General features: G+C 42.0%; 30 protein-coding genes. 8 read left to right on the top strand and 22 right to left on the bottom strand.

Features of this window, described 5'->3' with window-relative positions:
• Window positions 1–729 precede the first annotated feature (729 nt).
• The 18 genes from rplQ to CWB60_RS08285 all read right to left on the bottom strand — a co-directional run bounded on the left by rplQ (window position 730) and on the right by CWB60_RS08285 (window position 11,453).
• Window positions 730–1,131, bottom strand: a complete 402-nt coding sequence (gene rplQ, locus CWB60_RS08370; RefSeq protein WP_004589197.1) for a 50S ribosomal protein L17 — start codon at window positions 1,129–1,131, stop codon at window positions 730–732.
• A 39-nt stretch (window positions 1,132–1,170) separates the two neighbouring features.
• Window positions 1,171–2,157 (bottom strand): DNA-directed RNA polymerase subunit alpha, encoded by a 987-nt coding sequence (locus CWB60_RS08365; protein WP_004589198.1) that lies wholly within the window; start codon window positions 2,155–2,157, stop codon window positions 1,171–1,173.
• Window positions 2,158–2,181: 24 nt separating this feature from the next.
• On the bottom strand, window positions 2,182–2,802 hold the full coding sequence (gene rpsD, locus CWB60_RS08360; RefSeq protein ID WP_004589199.1) for a 30S ribosomal protein S4: 621 nt from the start codon (window positions 2,800–2,802) through the stop codon (window positions 2,182–2,184).
• Window positions 2,803–2,823: 21 nt separating this feature from the next.
• Entirely contained in the window at window positions 2,824–3,210 is a 387-nt protein-coding gene (rpsK, locus tag CWB60_RS08355) for a 30S ribosomal protein S11 (RefSeq protein ID WP_002959471.1), read from the bottom strand.
• 12 nt (window positions 3,211–3,222) lie between these two features.
• Window positions 3,223–3,579: a 30S ribosomal protein S13 gene (gene rpsM, locus CWB60_RS08350; protein ID WP_004589200.1), complete on the bottom strand. Its 357-nt coding sequence runs from the start codon at window positions 3,577–3,579 to the stop codon at window positions 3,223–3,225.
• A gap of 125 nt (window positions 3,580–3,704) precedes the next feature.
• The gene (gene rpmJ / locus CWB60_RS08345) at window positions 3,705–3,818 is read right to left on the bottom strand and encodes a 50S ribosomal protein L36 (RefSeq protein WP_002959476.1); all 114 of its coding nucleotides are present in this window, start codon (window positions 3,816–3,818) and stop codon (window positions 3,705–3,707) included.
• 22 nt (window positions 3,819–3,840) lie between these two features.
• On the bottom strand, window positions 3,841–5,169 hold the full coding sequence (secY, locus tag CWB60_RS08340; protein WP_004589201.1) for a preprotein translocase subunit SecY: 1,329 nt from the start codon (window positions 5,167–5,169) through the stop codon (window positions 3,841–3,843).
• A 10-nt stretch (window positions 5,170–5,179) separates the two neighbouring features.
• On the bottom strand, window positions 5,180–5,614 hold the full coding sequence (rplO, locus tag CWB60_RS08335) for a 50S ribosomal protein L15 (protein WP_004589202.1): 435 nt from the start codon (window positions 5,612–5,614) through the stop codon (window positions 5,180–5,182).
• Between the two features lie 4 nt (window positions 5,615–5,618).
• A complete protein-coding gene (rpmD, locus tag CWB60_RS08330; protein WP_004589203.1) occupies window positions 5,619–5,801 on the bottom strand; it encodes a 50S ribosomal protein L30 in 183 nt (60 codons plus the stop codon).
• A gap of 2 nt (window positions 5,802–5,803) precedes the next feature.
• Window positions 5,804–6,310: a 30S ribosomal protein S5 gene (gene rpsE, locus CWB60_RS08325; protein ID WP_004589204.1), complete on the bottom strand. Its 507-nt coding sequence runs from the start codon at window positions 6,308–6,310 to the stop codon at window positions 5,804–5,806.
• A 9-nt stretch (window positions 6,311–6,319) separates the two neighbouring features.
• Window positions 6,320–6,670 (bottom strand): 50S ribosomal protein L18, encoded by a 351-nt coding sequence (rplR, locus tag CWB60_RS08320; RefSeq protein ID WP_004589205.1) that lies wholly within the window; start codon window positions 6,668–6,670, stop codon window positions 6,320–6,322.
• 9 nt (window positions 6,671–6,679) lie between these two features.
• Complete coding sequence (gene rplF / locus CWB60_RS08315) at window positions 6,680–7,213, bottom strand: 50S ribosomal protein L6 (protein ID WP_004589206.1); 534 nt, start codon at window positions 7,211–7,213, stop codon at window positions 6,680–6,682.
• Between the two features lie 13 nt (window positions 7,214–7,226).
• Entirely contained in the window at window positions 7,227–7,619 is a 393-nt protein-coding gene (gene rpsH, locus CWB60_RS08310; RefSeq protein WP_004589207.1) for a 30S ribosomal protein S8, read from the bottom strand.
• 21 nt (window positions 7,620–7,640) lie between these two features.
• On the bottom strand, window positions 7,641–7,946 hold the full coding sequence (rpsN, locus tag CWB60_RS08305) for a 30S ribosomal protein S14 (RefSeq protein ID WP_004589208.1): 306 nt from the start codon (window positions 7,944–7,946) through the stop codon (window positions 7,641–7,643).
• Window positions 7,947–7,956: 10 nt separating this feature from the next.
• Complete coding sequence (rplE, locus tag CWB60_RS08300; RefSeq protein ID WP_004589209.1) at window positions 7,957–8,496, bottom strand: 50S ribosomal protein L5; 540 nt, start codon at window positions 8,494–8,496, stop codon at window positions 7,957–7,959.
• A 16-nt stretch (window positions 8,497–8,512) separates the two neighbouring features.
• Window positions 8,513–8,827: a 50S ribosomal protein L24 gene (gene rplX / locus CWB60_RS08295; RefSeq protein WP_004589210.1), complete on the bottom strand. Its 315-nt coding sequence runs from the start codon at window positions 8,825–8,827 to the stop codon at window positions 8,513–8,515.
• Between the two features lie 10 nt (window positions 8,828–8,837).
• Window positions 8,838–9,206: a 50S ribosomal protein L14 gene (gene rplN, locus CWB60_RS08290; RefSeq protein ID WP_004589211.1), complete on the bottom strand. Its 369-nt coding sequence runs from the start codon at window positions 9,204–9,206 to the stop codon at window positions 8,838–8,840.
• 276 nt (window positions 9,207–9,482) lie between these two features.
• Window positions 9,483–11,453: an AsmA family protein gene (locus tag CWB60_RS08285; RefSeq protein WP_138578619.1), complete on the bottom strand. Its 1,971-nt coding sequence runs from the start codon at window positions 11,451–11,453 to the stop codon at window positions 9,483–9,485.
• Between the two features lie 311 nt (window positions 11,454–11,764).
• On the opposite strand from CWB60_RS08285, the gene CWB60_RS08280 reads away from it, so the two are divergent.
• Both CWB60_RS08280 and CWB60_RS08275 read left to right on the top strand, forming a co-directional pair.
• On the top strand, window positions 11,765–12,928 hold the full coding sequence (locus CWB60_RS08280) for a hypothetical protein (RefSeq protein ID WP_024033871.1): 1,164 nt from the start codon (window positions 11,765–11,767) through the stop codon (window positions 12,926–12,928).
• 277 nt (window positions 12,929–13,205) lie between these two features.
• On the top strand, window positions 13,206–13,892 hold the full coding sequence (locus tag CWB60_RS08275) for a TorF family putative porin (RefSeq protein WP_004589216.1): 687 nt from the start codon (window positions 13,206–13,208) through the stop codon (window positions 13,890–13,892).
• Between the two features lie 293 nt (window positions 13,893–14,185).
• Here CWB60_RS08275 and CWB60_RS08270 read toward each other — a convergent pair whose 3' ends face one another.
• Window positions 14,186–17,764 (bottom strand): ABC transporter permease/M1 family aminopeptidase, encoded by a 3,579-nt coding sequence (locus CWB60_RS08270; protein ID WP_138578621.1) that lies wholly within the window; start codon window positions 17,762–17,764, stop codon window positions 14,186–14,188.
• 9 nt (window positions 17,765–17,773) lie between these two features.
• Complete coding sequence (locus CWB60_RS08265) at window positions 17,774–18,655, bottom strand: ABC transporter ATP-binding protein (protein WP_029773142.1); 882 nt, start codon at window positions 18,653–18,655, stop codon at window positions 17,774–17,776.
• A 185-nt stretch (window positions 18,656–18,840) separates the two neighbouring features.
• On the opposite strand from CWB60_RS08265, the gene CWB60_RS08260 reads away from it, so the two are divergent.
• Window positions 18,841–19,518 carry a nitroreductase family protein gene (locus CWB60_RS08260; RefSeq protein WP_029773143.1) on the top strand — a complete coding sequence of 226 codons (678 nt, stop codon included), beginning with the start codon at window positions 18,841–18,843 and terminating at the stop codon, window positions 19,516–19,518.
• 6 nt (window positions 19,519–19,524) lie between these two features.
• On the opposite strand, the gene CWB60_RS08255 is transcribed toward CWB60_RS08260, so the two are convergent.
• Entirely contained in the window at window positions 19,525–19,833 is a 309-nt protein-coding gene (locus CWB60_RS08255) for an ArsR/SmtB family transcription factor (protein ID WP_024033876.1), read from the bottom strand.
• A 99-nt stretch (window positions 19,834–19,932) separates the two neighbouring features.
• Here CWB60_RS08255 and CWB60_RS08250 point away from each other — a divergent pair, with 99 nt between their 5' ends.
• From CWB60_RS08250 to CWB60_RS08240, 3 genes are all read left to right on the top strand, one after another.
• Window positions 19,933–20,121 (top strand): YgaP family membrane protein, encoded by a 189-nt coding sequence (locus CWB60_RS08250; RefSeq protein ID WP_138578623.1) that lies wholly within the window; start codon window positions 19,933–19,935, stop codon window positions 20,119–20,121.
• Window positions 20,121–20,465, top strand: a complete 345-nt coding sequence (locus CWB60_RS08245) for a rhodanese-like domain-containing protein (protein WP_004589222.1) — start codon at window positions 20,121–20,123, stop codon at window positions 20,463–20,465. The genes CWB60_RS08250 and CWB60_RS08245 overlap by 1 nt, the downstream gene beginning before the upstream one ends.
• A gap of 66 nt (window positions 20,466–20,531) precedes the next feature.
• Window positions 20,532–22,310 (top strand): alkaline phosphatase D family protein, encoded by a 1,779-nt coding sequence (locus CWB60_RS08240; RefSeq protein WP_004589223.1) that lies wholly within the window; start codon window positions 20,532–20,534, stop codon window positions 22,308–22,310.
• Here CWB60_RS08240 and CWB60_RS08235 read toward each other — a convergent pair.
• Window positions 22,307–22,846 carry a PH domain-containing protein gene (locus tag CWB60_RS08235; protein WP_138578625.1) on the bottom strand — a complete coding sequence of 180 codons (540 nt, stop codon included), beginning with the start codon at window positions 22,844–22,846 and terminating at the stop codon, window positions 22,307–22,309. The genes CWB60_RS08240 and CWB60_RS08235 overlap by 4 nt on opposite strands.
• A 248-nt stretch (window positions 22,847–23,094) precedes the next feature.
• Between CWB60_RS08235 and CWB60_RS08230 the strand changes: the two genes are divergently transcribed.
• Together CWB60_RS08230 and CWB60_RS08225 are read left to right on the top strand one after the other, a co-directional pair.
• Complete coding sequence (locus CWB60_RS08230) at window positions 23,095–24,012, top strand: homocysteine S-methyltransferase family protein (protein WP_171036136.1); 918 nt, start codon at window positions 23,095–23,097, stop codon at window positions 24,010–24,012.
• Between the two features lie 32 nt (window positions 24,013–24,044).
• A complete protein-coding gene (locus CWB60_RS08225; protein ID WP_029773146.1) occupies window positions 24,045–25,370 on the top strand; it encodes a basic amino acid/polyamine antiporter in 1,326 nt (441 codons plus the stop codon).
• The last annotated feature ends 174 nt before the right edge of the window (window positions 25,371–25,544 follow it).

The following is a 25,544-nucleotide window of genomic DNA, read 5'->3' as shown; positions in this document are numbered from 1 at the left end:
GATACTCTAACTTTGGTTGCCTCACTACCTACGTAGCTTGGCTGTTAGAACTCAATCTGTACGAGTGCCCACACAGATGATTGCTTTATATTGTTAAAGAACGTTGCGATTAAAGCGTTAAACTTTATCTCGCTAGGGCTGCGCATCTTACGCTTTCCTATTTTTTTGTCAACACTTAATTTTGTTAAACTTGAAAGTTTCAAAACTAAGTTTTACTCGACTCACTGAGTGGTTTGCTTGCCTCGCTAAGCGTTGCCTGCTCTGCCGTCTCAGTGGGGTCGCATTATAGGGAGATCCGAAAACAGATCAACCCTTTTTTGAAGAAAACTTGAAATAAATGACTATTCGCTGAGTATTTGAGCTAAACGCTCAAAAACCCTACTAAAAGTAGCCTTAAGCCCACTAAATTAGCGAGTTAAAATTAAATATCTCTGTTTGATTGGCTAATTTGCTTTACCACTATCCAAATTACACTGTACATCTACAGTCTGGGCTATGTTTTACAAACCTTATACACTCGACTTATAGGGTTACCGCTTAATTAAGCTTTTTGAGAATGCAGGCTTTATAACTACATTGGTTTAACTAAGTCGGTTTAACAGAATGAAGGTAATAGGTAATAGGTAATAGGTAATAGGTAATTATCAAGTAACTATTTGGAGGGATATCAAATTTTAGGCATTAAAAAGCCGAGCATTAAGCTCGGCTTTTTGGTGTCTCTTTAAAGACTTACTCTGCAGACTGCGCGTCTTCTTGAACTTCTTCGTTAGTCGCTGGGCGACCTACTAGTTCAATATAAGCCATTGGTGCATTATCACCAGCACGGAAGCCACACTTAAGAATACGAGTGTAACCACCTGGACGGTCTGTATTACGAGGACCGATTTCGCTGAACAATTTACCAACTACTTCATTATCACGCGTGCGAGCAAACGCTAAACGGCGATTTGCTACACTGTCAGTCTTAGCCAGTGTGATTAAAGGTTCAATTACACGGCGTAACTCTTTCGCTTTAGGCAAAGTAGTTTTGATGATTTCATGTTTCACCAAAGAACCTGCCATATTGCTGAACATCGCTTTACGATGGCTACTGTTACGGTTTAATTGACGACCACTCTTACGATGGCGCATGACCCTATCCTTCTAACTAAACTAATATAGTGATTTAGATTATTCAGCTAGGCTTGCAGGCGGCCAATTTTCTAGGCGCATGCCTAGAGAAAGACCACGTGAAGCTAGCACGTCTTTTATTTCAGTTAGAGACTTCTTGCCTAGGTTAGGCGTTTTAAGAAGCTCAACTTCAGTGCGCTGAACTAAATCACCGATATATTGAATTTGCTCGGCTTTCAAACAGTTTGCTGAACGTACTGTTAGTTCAAGATCATCAACTGGACGAAGTAGAATAGGATCGAATTCTGGCTTCTCTTCTTTCTCTTCTGGCTCAGTTACATCACGTAAATCTACGAATGCATCTAATTGCTCAGCTAAGATAGTAGACGCACGGCGGATCGCTTCTTCAGGATCTAAGGTGCCGTTTGTTTCCATATCAATGATTAACTTGTCTAAGTCTGTACGTTGCTCAACACGGGCTGATTCAACCGAGTACGCAATACGTTCAACTGGGCTGAATGATGCATCAAGCAGCAATCGACCAATTGGACGCTCATCGTCATCAGAGGATAAACGACTAGATGCCGGCACATAACCACGACCACGCTCAACACGAATACGCATGCTGATCTCGCTGCTATCTGTCGTTAAATGACAAATAACGTGATCTGGATTAGCAATTGTTACATCGCCATCGTGCTGAATATCAGCCGCAGTCACAGGGCCTACACCAGATTTAGTCAGGGTCAGAAAAACTTCATCTTTGCCTTCTAACGTTACTGCTAGACCTTTTAGGTTTAGTAGTATTTCAATGATGTCTTCTTGTACGCCTTCTTTCGCGCTGTACTCATGCAATACACCGTCGATTTCAACTTCAGTTACTGCACATCCAGGCATAGATGATAACAGTATACGGCGTAAGGCATTACCCAGAGTATGGCCAAAGCCACGCTCTAGTGGTTCTAAAACTACTTTAGAACGCGTTGGGTTGATAGCGTCGATATCGACTAACCTTGGTTTTAGAAATTCTGTAACAGAACCCTGCATTTTATCCTCTCTTAACTCTTAACTTTACTTAGAGTAAAGTTCGACGATTAGTTGTTCATTAATGTCCGCAGACAGATCTGAACGCTCAGGTAGGCGCTTGAAGCTACCTTCCAATTTCTTACCGTCAACTTCAACCCAAGTCGGCTTTTCACGTTGCTCAGCCAACTCTAGAGCAGCGATGATACGTGCTTGTGTTTTAGACTTCTCACGGATTACTACAGTATCTTCTGGAGCAATTACGTATGAAGGAATGTTCACAACACGACCATTAACTAAAATCGCTTTGTGGCTTACTAACTGACGTGCTTCAGCGCGTGTGCTAGCAAAACCCATGCGATATACAACATTGTCTAAACGTTGCTCTAAAAGCTGTAACAAGTTTTCACCTGTATTACCTTTAAGGCGAGCAGCTTCTTTGTAGTAATTACGGAATTGCTTTTCTAATACACCGTAGATACGACGTACTTTTTGCTTTTCACGTAATTGTAAACCGTAATCAGATAAGCGACCTTTACGAGCGCCGTGCTGACCAGGTGCAGTCTCAAGTTTACACTTAGAGTCGATAGCTCTTACGCCGCTCTTAAGGAACAGGTCAGTACCTTCACGACGACTCAGCTTGAGCTTAGGGCCCAAATATCTTGCCATGTTATTTCTCCTAACCTATTGTTAAACGCGACGTTTCTTCGGTGGACGACAACCATTGTGTGGTATTGGCGTCACGTCAGTAATGTTGGTGATACGGTAACCAGCAGCATTCAAAGCACGTACAGCAGATTCACGACCTGGACCTGGACCTTTAATGAAAACTTCTAGATTTTTTAAACCGTATTCTTGAGCAGCAGTACCTGCACGCTCTGCAGCAACCTGAGCAGCAAATGGTGTAGATTTACGTGAACCACGGAAACCTGAACCACCGGCAGTAGCCCATGATAGTGCATTACCTTGACGGTCGGTAATTGTTACAATAGTGTTGTTGAAAGACGCATGAACATGAGCCATACCATCAGCAACTTGCTTTTTAACCTTTTTACGACGAATTGGTGTCTTAGCCATAATACTATCCCCTTATCGCTTAATAGGCTTACGAGGACCCTTACGGGTACGCGCGTTAGTCTTTGTTCTTTGACCACGTAGTGGTAAAGAGCGACGGTGACGTAGGCCACGGAAACAACCAAGGTCCATAAGGCGCTTGATATTTAGAGTAACTTCACGACGAAGGTCACCTTCTACAGTGTACTTGCCAACTGCATCACGCAGTACGTCAAGAGTTTCGTCTGAAAGTTCACCGATTTTTGTGGTCTCGGCGATACCAGTCGCTTCTAAGATAGCCTTAGAGCGAGTCTTACCTATGCCATAAATAGCTGTTAAACCAATAACTGCATGTTTATGATCAGGGACGTTAATGCCAGCGATACGGGCCACTAACACATCTCCTATATTTGAATTTGGTAATCAAAAGTTTGAAAAGCCCGTAAGGATACTCAAACGAAGACCAAATCACAACTAAAAACACAGGCCGAGAAATCTCAGCCTGCACGACTGTTTACTTAGCCTTGCCTTTGCTTATGCTTAGGCTCACTGCAAATTACGCGTACTACACCAGCACGTTTAATAACTTTACAGTTACGGCATATTTTCTTAACGGAAGCACGTACTTTCATTGCTCAACTCCGTAAACTGACCTTATCGGCCGTAGCCTTTAAGGTTCGCTTTTTTCAGCACAGAATCATACTGATGTGACATCAGGTGAGTCTGTACTTGTGCCATAAAGTCCATGATTACTACAACGATAATCAAAATTGATGTACCGCCGAAATAGAATGGCGTTTGCCATGCCATAGTCATGAATTCGGGCACCAGACAGATAAAGGTTATATACAAAGCACCTGCCAATGTCAGGCGTGTCATCACTTTATCAATGTATTTAGATGTCTGCTCACCTGGACGAATACCTGGGATAAATGCGCCAGATTTCTTCAGGTTGTCTGCTGTCTCACGCGGGTTAAAAACCAACGCTGTGTAGAAAAAGCAGAAGAAGATGATAGCTGCTGCTAGCACCATCGCATACAAAGGCTGACCTGGAGTCAACGTTGTTGCAATAGCTTGTAGCACATCAGCGACCGGACCTTCACCCTGGCCGAACCAGCTTGCAATTGTACCAGGGAACAGAATTATACTGCTAGCGAAGATTGGTGGAATAACACCCGCCATGTTTACTTTTAGTGGTAAATGCGTGCTTTGAGCAGCAAATACTTGACGACCTTGTTGGCGTTTAGCGTAGTTAACAACGATACGACGTTGTCCACGTTCGAAAAACACTACAAGATAAGTAACAGCGAATACTATAACCGCAACCATCAACAGTACAAAAACATTCAAATCACCTTGGCGCGCCATTTCGGCTGTCGAACCAATAGCAGACGGCAGGTTAGCTACAATACCAACAAATATTAGAACTGAGATACCGTTACCGATACCGCGTTCTGTTATTTGTTCGCCCAACCACATTAGGAACATAGTACCAGTTACTAAACTCACCACTGCGGTGAAATAGAAACCGAGACCCGGGTTAACAACTAACCCTTCCATCATGCCCGGTAAGCTAGTTGCAATACCGATTGATTGGATAGTAGCAAGCACAAGCGTGCCGTAGCGTGTGTACTGGCTAATTTTTTTACGCCCTTGCTCACCTTCTTTCTTAAGCTCTATAAACGGAGGATACATATGCGTTAATAGTTGCGTAATAATCGAAGCCGAGATATACGGCATAATACCCAGTGCTAACACTGAAGCTCGCTCAAGCGCACCACCGCTAAACATGTTGAACATCTCAACAATGGTGCCCTTTTGTTGCTCGAAGAAATCGGCAAGTACAGCGGCGTCAATCCCAGGGATTGGCACAAATGAACCTAGACGGTAAATAATGATAGCACCTAAAACAAATAGTAATCGACGCTTCAATTCCGAAAGTCCACTTTGTGCACTTTGTGTATCTTGACCTGGTTTAGCCATTAGTACTTCCTTAGTCTTCTACCTTGCCTCCGGCAGCTTCAATAGCTTCGCGAGCACCTTTAGAAGCCTTAAGGCCTTTAACGGTAACAGCGCGTGAAACTTCGCCAGATTTAACAACTTTAACGAACAGAACGTTCTTTTTAACTAGACCAGCTGCTTGTAACGCGTTTAGGTCTACCACATCGCCTTCAACTTTAGCGATTTCAAAAAGGTTTACTTCTGCAGATACTAACGATTTGCGTGAAGTGAAACCAAATTTAGGTAGACGACGTTGCATAGGCATTTGACCGCCTTCAAAACCAACGCGTACTTTACCGCCAGAACGTGATTTTTGACCTTTGTGACCACGGCCACCAGTCTTACCAAGACCAGAACCGATACCACGACCAACACGTTTTGGAGCAGTTTTAGAACCTGCAGCAGGTGAAAGTGTATTCAAATGCATGAAATTAACCCTCTACCTTAACCATGTAAGAAACTCGGTTGATCATACCACGTACACATGCTGTGTCTTCTAACTCAACAGTGTGGTTGATACGACGTAAACCAAGACCGCGTAATGTAGCTTTATGCTTCGGTAAACGACCGATAGAGCTCTTTACTTGTGTTACTTTTACAGTTTTATTTGCCATGGTTACCCCAGAATTTCGTCTACGCGCAGACCACGTTTAGCAGCGATTGACTCAGGAGAGTTCATGTTCTCTAGAGCTTGAATCGTTGCACGTACTACGTTGATCGGGTTGGTAGAACCGTAACATTTAGAAAGTACGTTCTGCACACCAGTAACTTCTAGTACTGCACGCATAGCACCACCTGCGATGATACCAGTACCTTCAGATGCTGGTTTCATGAACACTTGTGAGCCAGCATGACGTCCTTTAACAGGATGCTGTAATGTGTTGCCATTTAGGTCTACATTGATCATGTTGCGACGTGCTTTTTCCATTGCTTTTTGAATAGCAGCTGGAACTTCACGAGCTTTACCATAACCAAAACCTACTTTACCTGCGCCATCACCAACTACAGTTAGTGCAGTGAAGCTAAAGATACGACCACCTTTAACTACTTTAGACACACGGTTTACCGCGATTAGCTTTTCAGCTAAATCAGGCTGTTGTTGCTTTGCTTCTACGTTAGCCATTGTCTACTCCTAGAATTGCAAACCGGCTTCACGCGCAGCATCAGCTAGCGCCTTCACACGGCCGTGATATTTAAAGCCACTGCGATCAAAAGCAATCTTTTCGATGCCTTTGTCAGCCGCACGTTCTGCAACCGCTTTACCAACTGCTTGTGCAGCTGAAACGTTGCCTGTGCCTTTAACTGTTTCGCTAATAGCTTTCTCAACAGTAGAAGCAGCAGCCAGTACAGTACCCTCAGCATTAACTACTTGAGCGTAAATGTGACGTGGCGTGCGGTGGATAACAAGACGCGTTGTGCCTTGTTCAATATAATTTCTACGAGTGCGTTTAGCACGACGTAGACGAGCTGTTTTTTTATCCATCGTCTTACCTTACTTCTTCTTAGCCTCTTTACGGCGTACATTCTCATCTGAATAACGAACACCTTTACCTTTATAAGGCTCAGGTTTACGGTATGCACGAATGTTAGCAGCTGTTTGACCAACTAACTGCTTATCTACGCCCTTAACTAGAACTTCTGTTTGGCTTGGAGTTTCAATCGTAATTCCCTCAGGAACTTCGAAATTAACTGGGTGCGAGAAACCAAGTGTTAAGTCTAAAACTTTACCCTTAGCTGCAGCACGGTAACCAACACCTACTAACTGAAGTTTCTTCTCGTAACCTTCATGCGTACCAACAACCATGTTGTTGATTAGAGCGCGAGCAGTACCTGCTTGAGCCCATGCATTAGCTACGCCTTCACGAGGTAAAGTTGTAATAACGTTGTCGTTAACTTGTACTTCAACAGCGTTGTTGATAGTACGAGTAAGTTCACCGTTTTTGCCTTTAACTGTGATGTCCTGGCCTTTTAATGTAACTTCTACACCGGCAGGAACATTGATTGGTGCCTTTGCTATGCGAGACATAGTTCCCCTCCGATTAAGCTACAAAGCCAATGATTTCACCACCAACACCAGCACTACGTGCTGCGCGGTCTGTCATTAGGCCTTTAGAAGTTGATACGATAGCGATACCAAGACCACCCATTACCTTCGGTAATTCGTCACGTTTCTTATAGATACGTAGACCAGGGCGGCTAACACGCTGGATATTTTCAATTACAGCTTTGCCTTCGAAGTATTTCAACTCGATAGAAAGCTCAGGTTTCGCTTCGCTGTTTACAGCGAAATCTGCGATGTAACCTTCGTCTTTTAATACTTTAGCTACTGCTACTTTCAGCTTTGAAGTTGGCATCGTTACAGATACTTTCTTCGCTGATTGACCGTTACGGATACGTGTAAACAAATCCGCGATAGGATCTTGCAAGCTCATAGTCTTACTCCCGTGATACTATTACCAGCTAGCCTTTTTAAGGCCAGGAATTTCACCGCGCATAGCTGCTTCGCGAACTTTAATACGGCTCATGCCGAATTTGCGAAGGAAACCATGTGGGCGGCCCGTAATGTTACAACGATTACGTTGACGTGCAGGGCTAGAATCACGTGGTAAAGCTTGAAGCTTAAGTACCGCGTCCCAACGATCATCTTCAGATGCGTTAACATCGCTGATGATAGCTTTTAGTGCTGCACGCTTTTCAGCGTACTGAGCAACTAGTTTAGTGCGCTTTGCTTCGCGCGCTTTCATAGAATTCTTTGCCATAACCCTACCCTTATTTCTTGAATGGGAAGTTAAACGCTTCTAACAACGCACGGCCTTCCTCATCAGATTTCGCAGAAGTTGTGATTGTGATATCCATACCGCGTACACGGTCTACTTTATCGTAATCAATTTCTGGGAAGATGATTTGTTCACGTACGCCCATGCTGTAGTTACCACGTCCATCAAAAGACTTAGCACTCACACCACGGAAGTCACGGATACGTGGGATAGCGATTGATACCAAACGCTCAAAAAAGTCCCACATACGCTCGCCGCGTAAGGTTACTTTACAGCCTATTGGGTAGCCTTCACGCACTTTGAAGCCAGCAACAGATTTGCGTGCTTTAGTGATTAAAGGTTTCTGACCAGCGATAGCTTCTAGATCCGCAACAGCGTTATCTAAAATCTTCTTGTCAGCTAGGGCTTCGCCCACGCCCATATTTAATGTGATCTTTTCGATCTGAGGGACTTGCATGACAGAGCTGAAACCAAACTTCTCTTGAAGCTCAGCAACTACTTTGTCTTTATATACTTCATGCAGTTTCGCCATCATTCTACTCCAACTATTAGATAGTTTTACCAGTAGATTTAAAGATACGTAATTTCTTACCATCTTCAATCTTGAAACCTACACGATCTGCTTTACTCGTTTCCGAGTTGTAGATCGCAACGTTTGATACGTCGATAGACGCTTCTTTCTCAACAATGCCGCCAGCTTGGTTCAATTGTGGAACCGGCTTTTGGTGTTTCTTGATTAAGTTAATGCCTTCGACAAATACTCGACCAGACTCGGTAACAACTGAAAGCACTTTGCCGCGCTTACCTTTGTCTTTACCTGCTAGTACGATTACTTCGTCATCACGACGGATTTTTGCTGCCATGATAGACTCCTTACAGTACTTCTGGGGCTAGTGAAACAATTTTCATGAACTTATCATTACGAAGTTCACGAGTCACAGGGCCGAAGATACGAGTACCAATTGGCTGCAAGTTATCATTTAAGATAACAGCCGCATTGCTATCGAAACGGATCAGAGAACCGTCCGGACGACGAACGCCTTTTTTGGTACGCACAACTACCGCGTTTTTAACATCACCTTTCTTCACTTTACCGCGAGGAATAGCTTCTTTCACAGAAACTTTAATGATATCGCCAACTGCCGCATAGCGACGGTGTGAACCACCAAGGACTTTTATACACTGCACTTTGCGAGCGCCGCTGTTATCAGCAACTTCCAGCTGAGTTTGCATTTGGATCATGTTAATGACCTCCGGTGTAGTAATTACAACTTGCCTTAAATTTGTTTAAAATCAAGGCACTTCGATTAAATCCCACTCAAAAAACAACAGAGTTGTCTCTTAAGGGCGGGCAATTGTACCAGCATTGGCTAGTGAGTGGTAGGTTATTTTTTAATTAATTTAAGGGAAGGACAGATTAAAACTGAGTAAAAACCGCTATGTAGCTATTTTACAAGTGGTTATAAAACAATCAAGGCGCAAATAGCGCCTTAATTATTTATTAGTGGGGTTTAATAGTTAGCCAAATAAACCTTTTAGTTTATCTTTAACTTTGTCCTTGGCTTTTTCTTTTGCTTTCTCTTTGGCGTCATCCAGCTTTTGCTTTGCTTCATCTTTAAGCGCGTTGCTTACATCTAGCTTAAAGCCAACGTCATGAAATGGGCCTTCTATACGCAGTGGGATTTTAAAGCCTGTACTATCATCTGTAGTGCCTTGCCCTTCAATCGAATCAACAATGCCGGTCACTAAGCGATAATCAACATTGGTTTTAGGCAAATCTACATCGCCCTCACCTGTAATACGAATAAGTGGGCTCATCAGCGATAGGTCGTTATTACGGCCCACGCCATTAGTAAAGTTAAAGCTACCTGTGAGCGCAGAAAAATCTGTTTGCTCTGATTCTTCAAAGCCTGTATCTAACCCTTCACTCACAGCTCCAAGGTTACCCGTAATAAGCTCTTTGCCTTTGCGAACCATTTCAGCCACGTTTGCGCCTTTAACAGCACCATCGGCAAATTCAAAGCCAACCTTACCATTTAATGCATTAATAAAGGTTTTTTGACTTTGCCCAGTTGTGGTTAAATTCCAATTTAATGACCCTTTACCCATGAGCTTATCAAAGCCAGCTGCATCAGTGAGTAACGGTTGTGCGTCTATGTCGGCTAAATCAAAATTTGTGCTTATTTTATACGGCGTTTGCTGCGCATTTATGTTGATAACTCCTTTACCAGTGCCCTCATATGCTTTAAAGCTATCTAAGCTTAATTTAGCAACGCTGTTGTTTAAATCGACTGTAAATTGATTAGCACCTAGCTCAATATCGTTAGCTTTTAAACCGCTTGAGCGAATAACTACATTAGCATTAAGTGCATTTAATGCGCTTAAATCAATTTTAGTATCGTCCCAAACAATCGGCTGCGCGGCTTTAGGTTCTTCGCTTTGCGGCGCTTGCTGCTTAGCGACTGCCTCCGGTAAGTAGGGATTCAAATCAAGCATACCTAGGTCTATATCAGCATTAACCGCTAGTTTATTGCCTAAGTTTACTTCACTTTTTCCTTTAATCTCTAATTCATCTAGGGTAGCAATCAGCTCTTCTAAGTTAAACGTATCATCTATAAGATGCATTTTACCGTTTACACTAAACGCATTAAATGCATTTTCTTTAGCGTTTAAGTCTACCCCTTGCCAAGTTGCTAGCTCCTTAACAGAGTCGCCACTTAGCGCTAACTCGCCTTTTATATCTTTACCTTGGCGAGCAATACTGCCGTTAAAAGTAAGATCGACCAAGCGAGAGTCTACGCTTTGAGTAACCTCAAACGTCGCCCCTTCAATTGCCTTTGCCGGCGTATCAAGTTTTACATCAAGCTCAAAGCGCTCTTGCATATATGTAATGCCGCCTTTGATCTCTAGTGTTTTACGTAGTGAAGGAAGTAAAATAGCCAATTCCAAGTCACTAATTTGTTGTTTAGCGCCTGTTTGCCCATCTAGGTAAGTAAACGTACCACCGTAAATAGCCACTTCACCTAACTCTATATCAAAGTTCTCTGGTAGTTTAACAGCCTCACCTGATTGAGTTTGCTCTTGCGGCTGCTCTGCTACAGCATCAAACAACTGCCAGTTAGCTTTACCGTTTTTATCAGTTTCTAATAAAATATTGGGCTCGTTAATAACAAACTTATCAAGTTTGAATTCGCCGCCAAATAACGATAACCATGGTATATGCACAGCTAATTGCTCCATACTTGCCATGTCGTCGCGCGAGCCTGTCTGCATGTTTGCAAAGTTTACATCGTTAAGCTCTAACTTTAATGCAGGAAATACACTAAGCGTTTTATCACCTTTAATAGTAAGTGTGCGCCCTGTTGTTTTTTCAACCTGTTCAGATACTTTATTAAAAATAGTATCGGTTGGGATTAAAAACGGAGCGGCAATAATTAACGCAATACAAAGTAAGAGTATTACACCAACAATTTTGAGTAAGGTCTTCATGATCATCCTTTCAAACGTGCAAATAATGTTCTTATCATAGCGAGTGTTAGCTTTAAAATCATTGTCGTTGTGACAAAAAAGCACTTTATTGTAATTTATTTAATTTGAAATGAATTTATGCTTAAAAGTAAACGTTGCGAAATTGGTGACTAAAAGTAAAGCTCATCAAGTTTAAATCTAACCAAGTATTAAACCCTACAACATTGCATCCCTTGAATTGTTAGGTATGATGCACGGCCCTGTTGCTATTGGCGTATTTGCGCTAAAATAAAGCAGCTAAAAAATGTATCTACTCGGAGACTCTACAAGGCATGAAAAAACTGCTAATTTCACCGTCAAAAATGGCGCTAGGCGAACAAGAAAGTCAAATTTACCAAAACATCTTGAAGCAAGCTTCAGAACTAAGCCTAAACCTAATGGCCGTGAAAGTAGAAAACCACCCAGAGGATTTTTTAGGCTGGTGTTACGAGCTACTAAGTGCAAGTAAAGACCGTATAAATTACGATTTACTAGAGCCACAACAACTGCCAGTTTTAAAAAAGCTGCACGACCAGCTAACCTCAGCAATTAGCTTTTTACAGCTTAAAACACTACGTGTAGCACCTTGGCCTGTTATTAGTATGTTTGTAGAGCAACATAAAAAACTTATTGCACTGGACGAACAGCTTCGCCTTACCACGTATTTGCACAGCATTCGTGAGCAAGCACTAAAAGATATGATCCCAGAGGATTTACTGGCATTTAGTGGTAAACACACTGCCACGCTCGACCCAAGCACCTATAACTTTGATGTTGAATGGTTCGCATCAACAAAAAGTGCAAAGGGTTTTCATCAAATGCTAGCCGACTTGCCTGGCGCGTTTGACGATGCACTTGCTAACATCCCGCTTGAAGGTGATGTGAGCGAAGCTGATTACCAACAGTTTGTTGTTGCTTATTTACTTGCCTTTAACGGTAGCGATGAAAAGCCAACCCTTGCTCCTGCTACACGTTTATTAGCAATGCGCCGCCCCGATGTGTTTACGCCGATTAGTAATAGCCGTCTTGATGCATTATGCGCAGCTTTAGGTATTACAAAATTAAACAATCGCGACTTTGAGCGCTACTGGCAAGATATAGTACAAAGCATTCATGCTATGTCGTGGTTTAAAATGGCTAATGGCAGCAATGAACTAGAAGAGCAACTAGTTAGTATAAAAGCGTTATTACCGTGCTTTTTTTACTATGCAGATGCCAGCACGGCCGACAACTCAAATTATATTAAGTTATTAAATAAACCTAAACGCAGCACAACAAGTGCCGGAAAACCACAGCGTAGAGGTAAAGAGTCAGCCGAAATACTTGTAGACCGTGCACTTGCAGCCGATGACATTCCCGAGCATATTCGTAGCAAACGCGACTCTATTATTAGCGAAGTACAAAAAGGCCGCGGAGTAAACGAAACAATTAGTCTTATGCGCACTATATTTGGCTAAATTTACCTAACCTAGCTGTATTTTTCTGGTGCAGTTAGGTTAACTTATGCACCAGCAGTGTGCGTTTTTTTATTAACCTCCTCAATCATTCCCTCTTCTAAAACTTCTCAACATATTGTTTTATAAAAGTAAAAAACCAGTTTTATAGAAATTATTTTAAGCTGGCACATACAGTGCAATTGCATTCCCAGTTAAACAATAAAACACCGCCAGTCAAAGGGTTGCCAATAAGAGAATAAAAACCTAGGCGATAAAAATCATATAACGGGAAATGGACATGCTAAAACTAAAAAAAACCATCGCAATTAGCGCAATAGCTTTATTAGGTGCTACATCTTTAACATCAACAGCCGTACATGCAGAAGTAACAGCAAACGCAGCGGCTACGTCTAACTACTTATGGCGTGGTCAAGAGCAAACTGGGGGCGATGCTGCTATTTCTGGCGGTATTGATTACGCTGACGAGTCAGGCTTTTATGTAGGTACTTGGGCATCAAATGCTTCATGGGCCGATGAAATGACTTACGAGCTTGATGTTTACGCGGGTTTTGGTGGCGATATTAACGACACATTTAGCTACGATGTAGGTTACATTTATTACGCTTACCCAGATGCAGCTTCTGAGGCAGATGCTGATTTCTCTGAAATTTACGGTAGCATCAGCGCAGAAGGTTTCACCTTTGGCGCTGCAATCCTTGCCACTTCAGCGGCAGATGGCGATGGCACCGACTTTGGCGATTCATTATACCTAAATGCCGATTACAGCTTTGCTGTTGGCAGCAATGGTACTGAGGTTGCGCTGCACTTAGGTCACTACTCTGGTGACTTTATAGGTGATGATAATATTATTGATTACGGTATCTCTGTATCAAAAGATGGTTTTACTTTTGGCGTATCTGACACCGACATGGATGAGTCAGATGTTAAAGTTTACGTAGGCTACGCTGTAGACTTTACGCTTTAAAACAAAATGTGTTACTTGCTGCAACACTAAGGGCCTTTTGGCCCTTTTCTCGTTTAGGGCACCTAAATACTCACAGCGCCTTTTAAATTTTAGCGACTAAAGCACCTTACTATAAAACACACTTCGGTTAATCGCCGAGCTCCTCGCTGCTATTACCTCTTTTTACCAATATGCTAATTCGCTTTATTAAGCTTTAATCCGCATTGCTATTAGCAATTCGCTAAAACAAAAAAGGCCGCATTAAAGGCGGCCTTTCAGTTAATTACTAATCGTTAATCGTTAATCGTTAATCGTTAAAACTTAGCTAGGTTGTTTTTACTGTCTTTATCTACAAGCTTAATGTACGGGTCTACCCCCGCGTACAATGGCTTTTCTTTTACTTTTAGCTCAATAGTATTAGTACCAGAGACTATTTGATGCTTTTGCGAGTAAATCACAAAGTCTTCAGCGAGAAGGTTTTCAGGATCATCGCTAAATAATGCAATATCAATTAGCTCATCGAGTGGCTGCTCGGTTTCTTCACCTTGTCCATCGGCATGCTGCTTAATTGCTTCAACGCTCAGTGTTACTGTGTATAAACCTTCGCTATCAACATCATCTGTAACCGACACTGCTTTCATTTCAAGCTCATAAAGCGTTATGTATTTAAACTGATCATCAATAAAACGTTGTTCAGCTTGTGTTGTATCTCGCTTTAAATAACTAAGTAAATCAAGTGTGGTTGGGTATGGCGTTGCCTGGTATTTAAACTCATTCAAAAATGCTTTAAGTGCGGCATTTAAGCGCTCTTCACCTAATCGGTCATACAAAGCCATCATCGTAACTGAGCCTTTATTGTAATGAAGATATTGTTGCGACTGTGTTTTATATAGTGGCATTTCTTCAAAGGCTTCGCCTGTGCGGCCCATTAAGTATTTATCTAACTCGTACTTTAAGAATTTACGAAGCTTCTCGGCGCCAAAGCGTTTTTTTAGCACCATAAGCGCACTGTATTGGGAGAGCGATTCAGAAATAACGGCGCTGCCTTCTACATTAGCCCCGGATACTTGATGCCCCCACCATTGGTGTGCAACTTCATGTGCGGTTACATAGTAAGGTAGGTCAACTTTACTCTCATCTCTTAAGTCTGTAATAAAGCCAATACTTTCTGAGTAAGGTACCGTATTGGCAAAACTTTGCGCAAATGAGCGATACTTAGGAAACTCAATAATACGTAACTGCTTATGCTGATATGGCCCAAAGGCTTGCGTGTAGTAATCTATTGAGTCTTGTACCGACTCAATCATACGGTCAACATTCCATGCATGATCTTTGTGGTAGTACACCTCAATATTTACACCGTTGTGCTCAACCTTTTTACTTTCAAGCTCTGCCGAAAGCACAGAATAAAAGTTTAAAATAGGCGCATCCATTTCATAAACAAAAGTACGTCGTCCGTCTTTTACACTCTCACTTTTTAAATAACCGGGTGTAATAGCAAATTGTGACTCATCGGTGGTTACTGTTGCCTTGTAGTTTATAAAGCCATTAGCAGGCCCAAACTCATTTTGCGTATAATAGCGGCTGTCTTCTAGTTTATGTGCACGTTCAAGCTCGGGTAAATCGTGCTTACGGCGCTCATACTTATCCGCAATTTGAAAATACTTTTGATAACCAAAATTTGGTAATAATTCTCCATTATTTACAAATGTACCATTGTGCACGAGTTGAGTATCAGAGCCTCTATCAACAAAGCCGTCGTGTTCACGAGTAACAGAAAGCTCACCTTCGCGTACTTCATTAGGCATTAGCGGTTGTTCAAACTCAAACCATACCATGCCAAAATCGGTTAAACGCTCAACTATTTTTCCGCCCGCCATTTTTACATCCCAGCTTTTAGATTGGCTAGGCTCGTTAATTAACACACGGGTTATTGGCTCGTTTGCGGTATTGGTAAACTTAATTTTAGCCACGGCATTTAAAGCACGTTTTTTAGGATAAATATCAATGTGTAAATCAACATCAGTTATTATAGGCAGTGGCAAGTCTTTGTATTGTGAGAACTCTTGCTCATACCTTACTTGTAGCGCTTCGTTATCATCACTTGTTACAAACTCATTGATTACACGGGTGTTGTAATAAATGTTATAACCCGCGCCCACAAATACCAATAAACTTATAACGGCTGCAATCTGGCCTTTTAAAGACATGTTGTAACGCACTAAAGATAAACGCGTACGCAATGTTTGCGATGGACCACGATGCCATAAAGCAAACCCTACAATAGCTAAAAACACACTCAATGCACCCCAATATACGGTATACCAATGCGCGCCTTGTAAAAAATGCCCGTAACCGTTTATGTCTGAATACGGTACGCTGCTACTTTGTGAAAAATGATACATATGATGCTCAAACCCGTAAGCACCCATTACCATTTGAGCAATGTAATACAGAATAAATAAACCCATACCTATGTATTTATTAGGGCTAATTATTTGTAAAAAGAACGCCAAAATAGCCATCATAATTAAAGGCAATAATGTAAGGTAACCCAACCTAAATAAGTACTGGCCAAGCTCTAAGTTAAATTGCCCCTTAAATAGTTGCACCGCAATGGTAAACATCATACCTACTAAATAAAGGCCACAAACCGCAGTGATTAGCGCAATAATTTTAGATACCCAAAACACACTGTTATGCACCGGGTAGCTGTCAACAATATCGCCCATACCACTGTGGCGTTCTCGCCAAACCAGCTCTGCGCTGTAATAAGCAATAATAATAAACATAAATATAGCGGAGGCGTTTTGAATAATGCCCACCATGTTTTGTGTGAGCGGCCAATCTGTTGTGCCATATGCGCCAATAGGCGCAAAAAGTGGTGCGAGTAACGTAATAATACTGACACCCGCTAAAATCATAAAAGGAGCACTTAATATAACCTGCTTAAGCTCAAATAAGCTGCGCATTACTAATTGCGATTGCGTATTGACCCCTTTTGACTTGTAATTTTTAGCGCTGCTAATAAGTGCTGCTTGTTTATTTTTTACAAACGTAGAGACAGCAAATTGCTTTTTCTGTTTTTTAGTGACTACGCGATTAGCTAACTTTCCGAGGCCAAAAAACATCGCTAAACTTATTGCTACCCATAAAATACGGTTAATTAAAAAATCGCCCGAAAGCGTCAACACTTCAGTATTTTTATCACTTACAGTCCAGTAACGGGTTAAGTCAATTAACGACCCAGTGCCAAATGGGTCTGCGTAAACAACAATATTTCTAAACGCTAAATCGTCAAAATAGATACTCGCCAATTGGTAGCTTATATAGATCACCACGGCCGTTACATATACCGCCATTATGGTTTTAAAATAAACCGCCACACTATTAAAAATAGCACTGAGCACCAATAAGCTTGGCACCGCTAAATATAAAAAAGGCGCAGCGTAATATATAAACTTATTAGGGCCTACTAGCTCACTATCAAGCCAGCCAACCAACAAGCCAAACTGAGACCCCAAAAATACGCCTAGTGGCACGCTTAAAAACACGATAAGTACAACTAAGTAAGAACCAAAAAAACGCCCTGATTGATAAGCAAGCGGGTTAACGGGCTTACTAAACACCAGCTCATCCATTTTGGTCTCGCTGTTGCGAATCGCTGAGCTTGCAACAAAGTTAACCACTAAAAACATAGCAAGCGTACAAAAGGTAACCGTTAAAACCATAATGGTATAAGGCGAGTTCATATGAACATTAGCCCCACCTAGCGGAAACTTACTACTGGAGCTTATAAAAAACGCCATAAAAAAGAATATTAATGAGGTCACATAAAACGAAGGCTGGCGCACAAAATAGCGCAGCTCAAACGCGAGCATATTAAAAAACATAGCGCCCCCTTATGCTACTTGGCTGTTACGATGATTAAGCAACGTAGAAAAATACACATCTTCTAGGTTTGCACTGCTGAGCTCAAAACCTTCAGGGGCTTCATTGGCTAATACATGTAATATGGTTTGCCCAGCAAATAAGCGTTTTGAAATAACAGGCAGTTGCGGCTCAAGCTCTAGTGCTTCTTCTTGGCTCATGGCTTTGCGCCAAATTTGGCCTTGGAGTTTATCGGTAAGGGCAATGGGGTTACCCTCTAATAATATTTTTCCGCCTGCCAGTACGGCCATGTTTGGGCAAAGCTCTGCCACATCTTCAACAATGTGGGTCGATAATATAACGACTTTTTGCTCGCCTAAGCTTACTAGCAAGTTATGAAAACGATTTCGCTCTTCAGGATCTAACCCTGCTGTTGGTTCATCAACAATTAGTAAATCAGGGTCACCTAGTAAGGCTTGTGCAATACCAAAACGCTGGCGCATACCGCCCGAAAAGCCACTTACCGCTTTTGAGCGATGTTGATATAAATTAGTATGTGCAAGCAAGCCTTCTACCGACTCTTTACGCTCGCCTTTGTTATGAATGCCCTTTAAAACAGCCATGTGGTCCAGCAAGTCGTAAGCACTAACTCGTGGGTATACACCAAAATCTTGCGGTAGGTAACCTAAACGTTGGCGCAAAGCCTGTGGGTCTTTAAAAACATCAATACCATCAAAAGTAATTGAACCCGAATCGGCAGATTGCAACGTAGAAATAGTACGCATTAGTGATGATTTACCGGCCCCATTTGGCCCAAGCAGCCCAAACATTCCTTTTCCTATAGATAAATCAACACCTTGTAGTGCATGTACGCCATTATCGTAGGTTTTAGATAACCCTGTTATTGATAGCATTTTTACTTCCTTGAATTTTAATAGTTTTTTTATTGCGCTTTTTATATCACATTAAAAAAAGGAACATAAGTTACGCAGTGGTTAATTTTGTAACAATAAATAAACACGATAGGTAATAATACTTGCCTCGCATTTATTCAGTCGGTATAAAAACCACACACACACTTTATAAGAAGCGTAAAGCCATGCAAAAACATCAAAGCCAACCACTAAACGACTTTATAGAATACCCTCACGATGAAATGCTAAAACGCGCAACCGAATTTTTACAAACCAGCCAGCGCCGCCATAGTATTCGCAGCTTTAGCGACCGACCTGTGCCTAAAAATATAATTGAAGCCTGTATAAAAGCAGCAGGTACCGCGCCAAGTGGAGCGAATCATCAACCGTGGCATTTTGTGGCTATAAACAGTAGCGATGTAAAAAAACAAATAAGAGAGGCCGCCGAAAAACTAGAGCGCTCTTTTTATGAAGGCAGAGCAGGAGAAGAGTGGCTTGATGCGCTAAAACCATTAGGTACCGACGCCAATAAACCCTATTTAGAACATGCGCCTTGGCTTATTGCAGTGTTTAGTCAAAAAAAAGGCGGTGTGAATACGGATGATAAAAACACCAATTATTATGTGCACGAATCAGTAGGGCTGGCTACTGGGTTTTTAATACAAGCCCTGCACCGCTGTGGCTTAGCTACGCTTACCCATACACCTAAACCAATGAGTTTTTTAACCGACATTTGTAAGCGCGACAAAGACAACGAACGTCCTTACATGTTACTTATTGCGGGCTACCCAAGTGACGATGCAACTGTACCTGCCCATGCACTTGATAAAAAGTCGCTTGATGAGATTGCCACTTTTATTTAAAGCAAATTACTCAGCCGTACTTTGCTTACAAAACCATTCGTAAAGTAACGTAATAATCGACTCAACTTTTGGGTCGATTAACGAATAATAAATTGTATGTCCCTCACGGCGAGTTGCCACTAGCTGGGCTTTACGTAAACTCGCCAAATGCTGAGACAAAGCAGACTGCGCCAACGGAACATTTTGATTTAACTCACCCACACTTTGTTCACCTTGCAATAAACTACATAAAATCATTAAACGGTTTTTATTTGCCATTAATTTTAAAAATTGCTCTGCCTGCTGAGCGTTTTCTGCAAGTTGTTCAATATTCATTGTGATACTTAATTATTTTGTGTGTTTTAATTATAGACTTTTACATTAGTAAGTTCTAATATAATTAACATTAGAAAAAACTAATATTAAGGTCAATTCATGAAAATAAGTGACGCCATACTCTTAATTGGCGGAAGTGCCGTTACAATTTCTGTGCTATTAAGCTACTTTGTTGATAGTAACTTTCAATTTTTAACGTTATTTATTGGTATTAACTTAGTGCAATCCGCCTACACTAAATGGTGCCCATTAATGACTTTTTTGCGCAAAAGAGGATTTACAGGCTAATGCTTACTTCAATTCCTGATTTACTAAAAATTATCACACCTAACCAACGCCGTATTGATGCAGCGCAAGCAAAGCAAGAGCTAGAACAAAATAAAGGTTTACTTATTGATGTACGCGAACCCGCTGAGCATGCCAATGTAGCTGCGGTAGGGGCAATAAATATTCCACGCGGATTACTCGAAATGAAGCTAATGGAAATAGAAAAAGACGCTGCACGCCCTATTTACTTACATTGTGCCAGCGGTGCCCGCGCCACCTTAGGTGCAGAAGCGCTAACCCGCGTAGGCTACGAAAACGTTACCGTTATTACGTGTAATGCAACGCAAGTAAGTGAAGTTTTTTAATTGCTTCACAAAAAAGTAACCTAAATTGCCTACACTTTGCTTTTTACACTTTACAGGTACAAAGCAATGGCATTTACACGGAGAAGTTTTTTAAAAGCATCGGCAGCAGGATTTGGCGCTGCCGTATTATCACTTGGTTTAACAGGCTGTCGTTTTGACGATGATGACGACACTCCCGTTAGCTTTGACCACGGCGTTGCCAGCGGCGACCCGCTAAGCGATAGCTTAATTATCTGGACCCGTGTAACCCCACTCGATGTAACAACTAAATCGTTAAAAGTACAATGGCAAGCCGCCACCGACCAAAGCTTTACAAATATTGTTCACGATGGTGAAACACATATCAGTGACACCACCGACTTTACTCTTAAAGTTGATTTACAAGGGCTTGATGCCAACACCGTTTATTACTATCGCTTTAATGCACACGGAAAAACCTCCCCTATCGGACAAGGAAAAACGCTTCCTGTCGGTGCGGTTGATCAGGTGAAATTAGCCGTTGTATCGTGCGCAAATTACCCTGCCGGGTATTTTCATGTGTATGGCGAAATTGCTAAGCAAAGCGATTTAGATGCGGTACTGCACTTAGGTGATTACATATACGAATACAGCAATACGGGTTATGCAACCGAAGACGCCGCACAGTTAGACCGACTGCTACCATTAGATAACAGCAGCGAAATTATCGCACTGACCGATTATAGAAAACGCTATGCAAATTATCGCCTCGATGCCGACTTACAAGCAGCCCATAGCCACTGTGCATTTATAACAGTGTGGGACGACCACGAAATCACCAACGACACATGGCGCGAAGGCGCAGAAAACCATAACGAAGGTGAAGGCGAATTTAGCCAACGTAAACTCAATGCACTACAAGCCTACTTTGAGTGGATGCCAATTCGTAATGTAGCCGACAAAGAACGTATTTACCGACGCTTTGAGTTTGGTAATTTAGTCTCTTTATACATGCTAGATACTCGTGTATTAGCGCGTGATGAGCAGCTTAACTATAGTGATTTTGATCTTACCTCCCCTGCCGGGCAAAGCGCATTTGCTGCAGCAATAGGCGCAACTGACCGTGCATTATTAGGCAGCGAACAACTTACCTGGCTTAGTGATGCCATCACGACCTCAAGCACACAGTGGCAAGTGTTAGGGCAACAAGTACTAATGACAAAAATGCACTTACCAGTAGAGGTCATGTTACTACTTGCTAGCTTACAAAGTGCTCAGGCAAACGGAGGCGATCCAAGTGAATTGCTCGCACAGGCCAATGTATTATTTGCAGAGCTGGCGCAAATTAAAGGCCGTGTATTAGCGGGCGACCCAAGTGTAACCGAGGCAGAGCTTGCGCGTGTTCAAACCACCATACCGTATAACCTTGATGCCTGGGATGGCTACGCCTACGAGCGAGAAGTATTATTAGGTACCGCTATTGCAGCACAAAAAAACTTAGTAGTTTTAGCCGGAGATACTCATAACGGCTGGGCGGGACAGCTTAAAACTGATGCCAGTAACCCTATTGCAGCCTCACAAAATGCTGGGGTGGAATTTGCAACGGCATCGGTTTCATCACCAGGGCTTGAAGAATATTTAGCGCTAAACACACAAGATGCGCAAACCGTAGCGCAAATAGAGCAAGTAATTGCCTTATTAGTTGATGACCTTGCTTATAATAATTTAGTGGAGCGCGGCTATTTAACCGTTACATTTACACCTGCAAAAGCCAGTGCTAAGTGGAATTATATAAGCACAATTAAAGCGCGCGAATATCAGGTTGTTGAAAGCCGTACCAAAGAGCTAAGTATGCTGGCAGGTCAGGCTCAATTACAAAACGCTTAACGCTTCGCCTCTAAAGCTGCCAAACGCGTATCTATGCGCTCTACTACCTCAACTAAGCGAGCAAGTAATGCTTGGTTGAGGTGTTCTTCAGCAAGCTCCTGTGTTTTAGGGGCTTGCGCAGCTAAGTTATCTTTTTGCTCAAGTATGGCTTCTCTAAACTCACTGGCATTTTCAACACCAAGTAATGACACTAATGCGCCATGACCCGACTGCCCTGCGGTTTCAAAGCTTAACCGGTATAACCCAAAAAAGCGCATAAGCGGCCCTTGGTTGAGCCCCACATCGGTTATTTTTTCAAGTGGTATAGATTTTTCTTCTTTAAATAAAATGCCGCGTTTAACAACCAGCTTTTGCGTGAGTAATTGCGCCGACATAGCAGCCAATATTTTACCTGCCACCAGCCATACAACAAATAACACCACAGGTATAAGTGGAATGGTCACTAGTGCAACGGCACTAAAAAAGCATGCCATGGTCATCCAGTATTGCTTCACTTTGGGATCAAAACTGGCACTTTTTAAAATAGGGTTGCTCATTGGTTTATCCTTAATCTACTCAAACACAGCGTTTTACTGCTAGTAAAATACACTGCTTGTTTAAGTTACGTGATCAATTACTTCAATGCAATTTAACGAGGTTGTTAAGCAATGATAACGCTTAGTTAATACGCCCATTATTTTAATTTATAGGGTTGTTTAACCTAATTGTGTGCTTTATATTCTGGCAATAGCTTTATAGACGTCTAAACATCCAAAGTGAAATTATCTCATACAAAGGGAACATAATGACAACTCATACTCTAACTTTACTCGATGGCGGCATGAGCAGAGAGCTCACTCGTATTGGTGCGCCATTTCAGCAACCTGAGTGGTCAGCATTGGCAGTAATAGAAGCCCCTGACAAAGTAACGCAGGCTCATAGTAACTTTATACAAAGTGGTGCCACTGTTATTACCACAAATAGCTATGCATTAGTGTCTTTTCATATTGGCGAAGAACGCTTTAACCAATCTGCTAAATCACTGGCTGCAACCGCCGGACTAGCGGCTAAAAAAGCGGTCGAGCAACACAATAAAGGCACAAAAATAGCGGCAAGTTTACCTCCTATGTTTGGCTCATATCGCCCAGATTTATACCAAGCAGAGCAACTAACACGCATTGCCACGCCTCTAATAGAAGGCCTAGCACCTTATGCCGACCTGTGGTTAATAGAAACCCAAAGCCTCATTCAAGAAGCGCTCGATATTAAAGCACTAATCAGTAAAGTAAGTGATAATCAAAAACCTGTGTGGGTTGCCTTTACCCTTGACGATGAAAATCCCAACGAGCAAGCCAAGCTGCGCTCGGGCGAGTCGGTGCAAGATGCGGTCACTGCAATGCTAAAAGAAAATGTAAAAGGCATTTTATTTAATTGCTGCCAGCCTGAGGTAATAGAGCAAGCTTTAGTTCTAACCCAAAAGGAACTAAAAGCACAAAAAGCAGAGCATGTTCAAGTGGGTGCTTACGCTAATGCATTTGCGCCACAAACTAAAGAAGCCACAGCTAACGAAGGGTTAGATGAGGTTCGCAAAGACTTAACCCCGCTTTCTTACTTGCAATGGGCTAAGCAATGGCAACAACAAGGTGCCAGCATAATTGGTGGCTGCTGCGGTATAGGCCCTGAACACATTGCAACGTTAAATCAGCACTTTGCCTCTTTATAACGCTAATTATTAGCTTACATGTAAGTAGTAAAATGAAAGAAAATAAAATTGGATTAGTCGCACTTACCGCGCTGGTATTTAGTGCAATGGTAGGGGCTGGGATATTTAGTCTGCCACAAAATATGGCCGAAGTGGCTGGTGTAAATGCTGTTTTAGTAGGCTGGCTTATCACCGGTGTAGGTATTTTATTACTTGCAGGGTGTTTTTTACAATTATCTCGCGCTAAGCCAGAGCTCGACGGCGGCATTTATATTTATGCTAGAGAAGGCTTTGGCGAACTAGCGGGCTTTTTATCTGCATGGGGCTATTGGCTTTGCGCCACCATTGGGGTGGTGGGTTATTTAGTCGTGGCTTTTGCTGCTTTAGGCGCATTTGTAGATACGCCAACATTCACTCTATTTGGCCAGGGTAATACCCTTATGGCGTTTATTTGCGAATCTATTATTTTATGGGCTGTGCATTTAATTATTGTTAAGGGCATTAAACAGGCCTCTTTCATCAACCTGCTTGGCACTATCGCTAAAGTGATCCCGCTGTTGCTATTTATCGGCTTTGCTTATGCTTATTTTGACCCTAACGTATTTAAGGCAAATCAAAGCCATGTGAGTGTGCAAACAGACTTTATTGATCAAGTAAAAAATACCATGCTTATTACTTTATGGGTATTTACCGGTATTGAAGGGGCTGCTGTGCTCTCTGCTCGTGCCAAAAACCGTAAAGATATTGGCCTAGCCACGGTGATAGGCGTTGTTGCAGCGCTTATTTTATATATTGCTATTACCATGCTGTCATTTGGGATAATGAACCAAAGCACTATTGCCCAACTTAGTAACCCTTCAATGGCGGGCATTATGGCCATGATGAGTGGCACTACAGGCAAAGTTATTATAAGTGCGGGGCTTATTGTGTCGGTACTGGCTTCTTACTTAAGTTGGATTATTTACGCCGCCGAAGTGCCTAACAGCGCGGCTAAATACGGCGCATTTCCTAACGTTTTTAAAAAGCAAAATCATAACGGAACCTCTATAGCGTCATTAACTTTAACCAGCCTTACAGTGCAACTTTGCTTAGTGCTTATTTTATTTACTGGCGAGAGTTATAACACCTTAGTGCTTGTATCAACGTCTATGATATTGGTGCCGTACTTTTTAGTTGCCGCCTATATGGTAAAAGTCGCCTTTGCACAAAAGCTCTCGGTACCCATTAAACTAATGGGGTTAGGCGCAAGTGTGTATGGTTTATGGCTTGTTTATGCTGCGGGGCTGAACACATTAGCACTTTCACTTATTTTATATATTCCAGGCACGTTATTATTTATGTATAGCCGTAAACAATTTAAATTAAATCAACACGCTTAAAGCACCCATACTCAGGTTTTATCTTTATTAAAAGCCTGAGTATTAATCCACTTACATTCAGATAAACTTTCATACACTCTCTTACAAACGCCAATCAAAAATATAGCTACACTAAAGCCTAATAGCGTTGCGGCACACTTTACTTATCGCAAACAATTTTCACTTTTTACTTAA

The sequence above is a fragment of the Pseudoalteromonas sp. S327 genome (assembly GCF_005886415.1).
Lineage (GTDB): Bacteria > Pseudomonadota > Gammaproteobacteria > Enterobacterales > Alteromonadaceae > Pseudoalteromonas > Pseudoalteromonas atlantica.
This window is presented reverse-complemented; position numbering and strand designations above follow the sequence as displayed.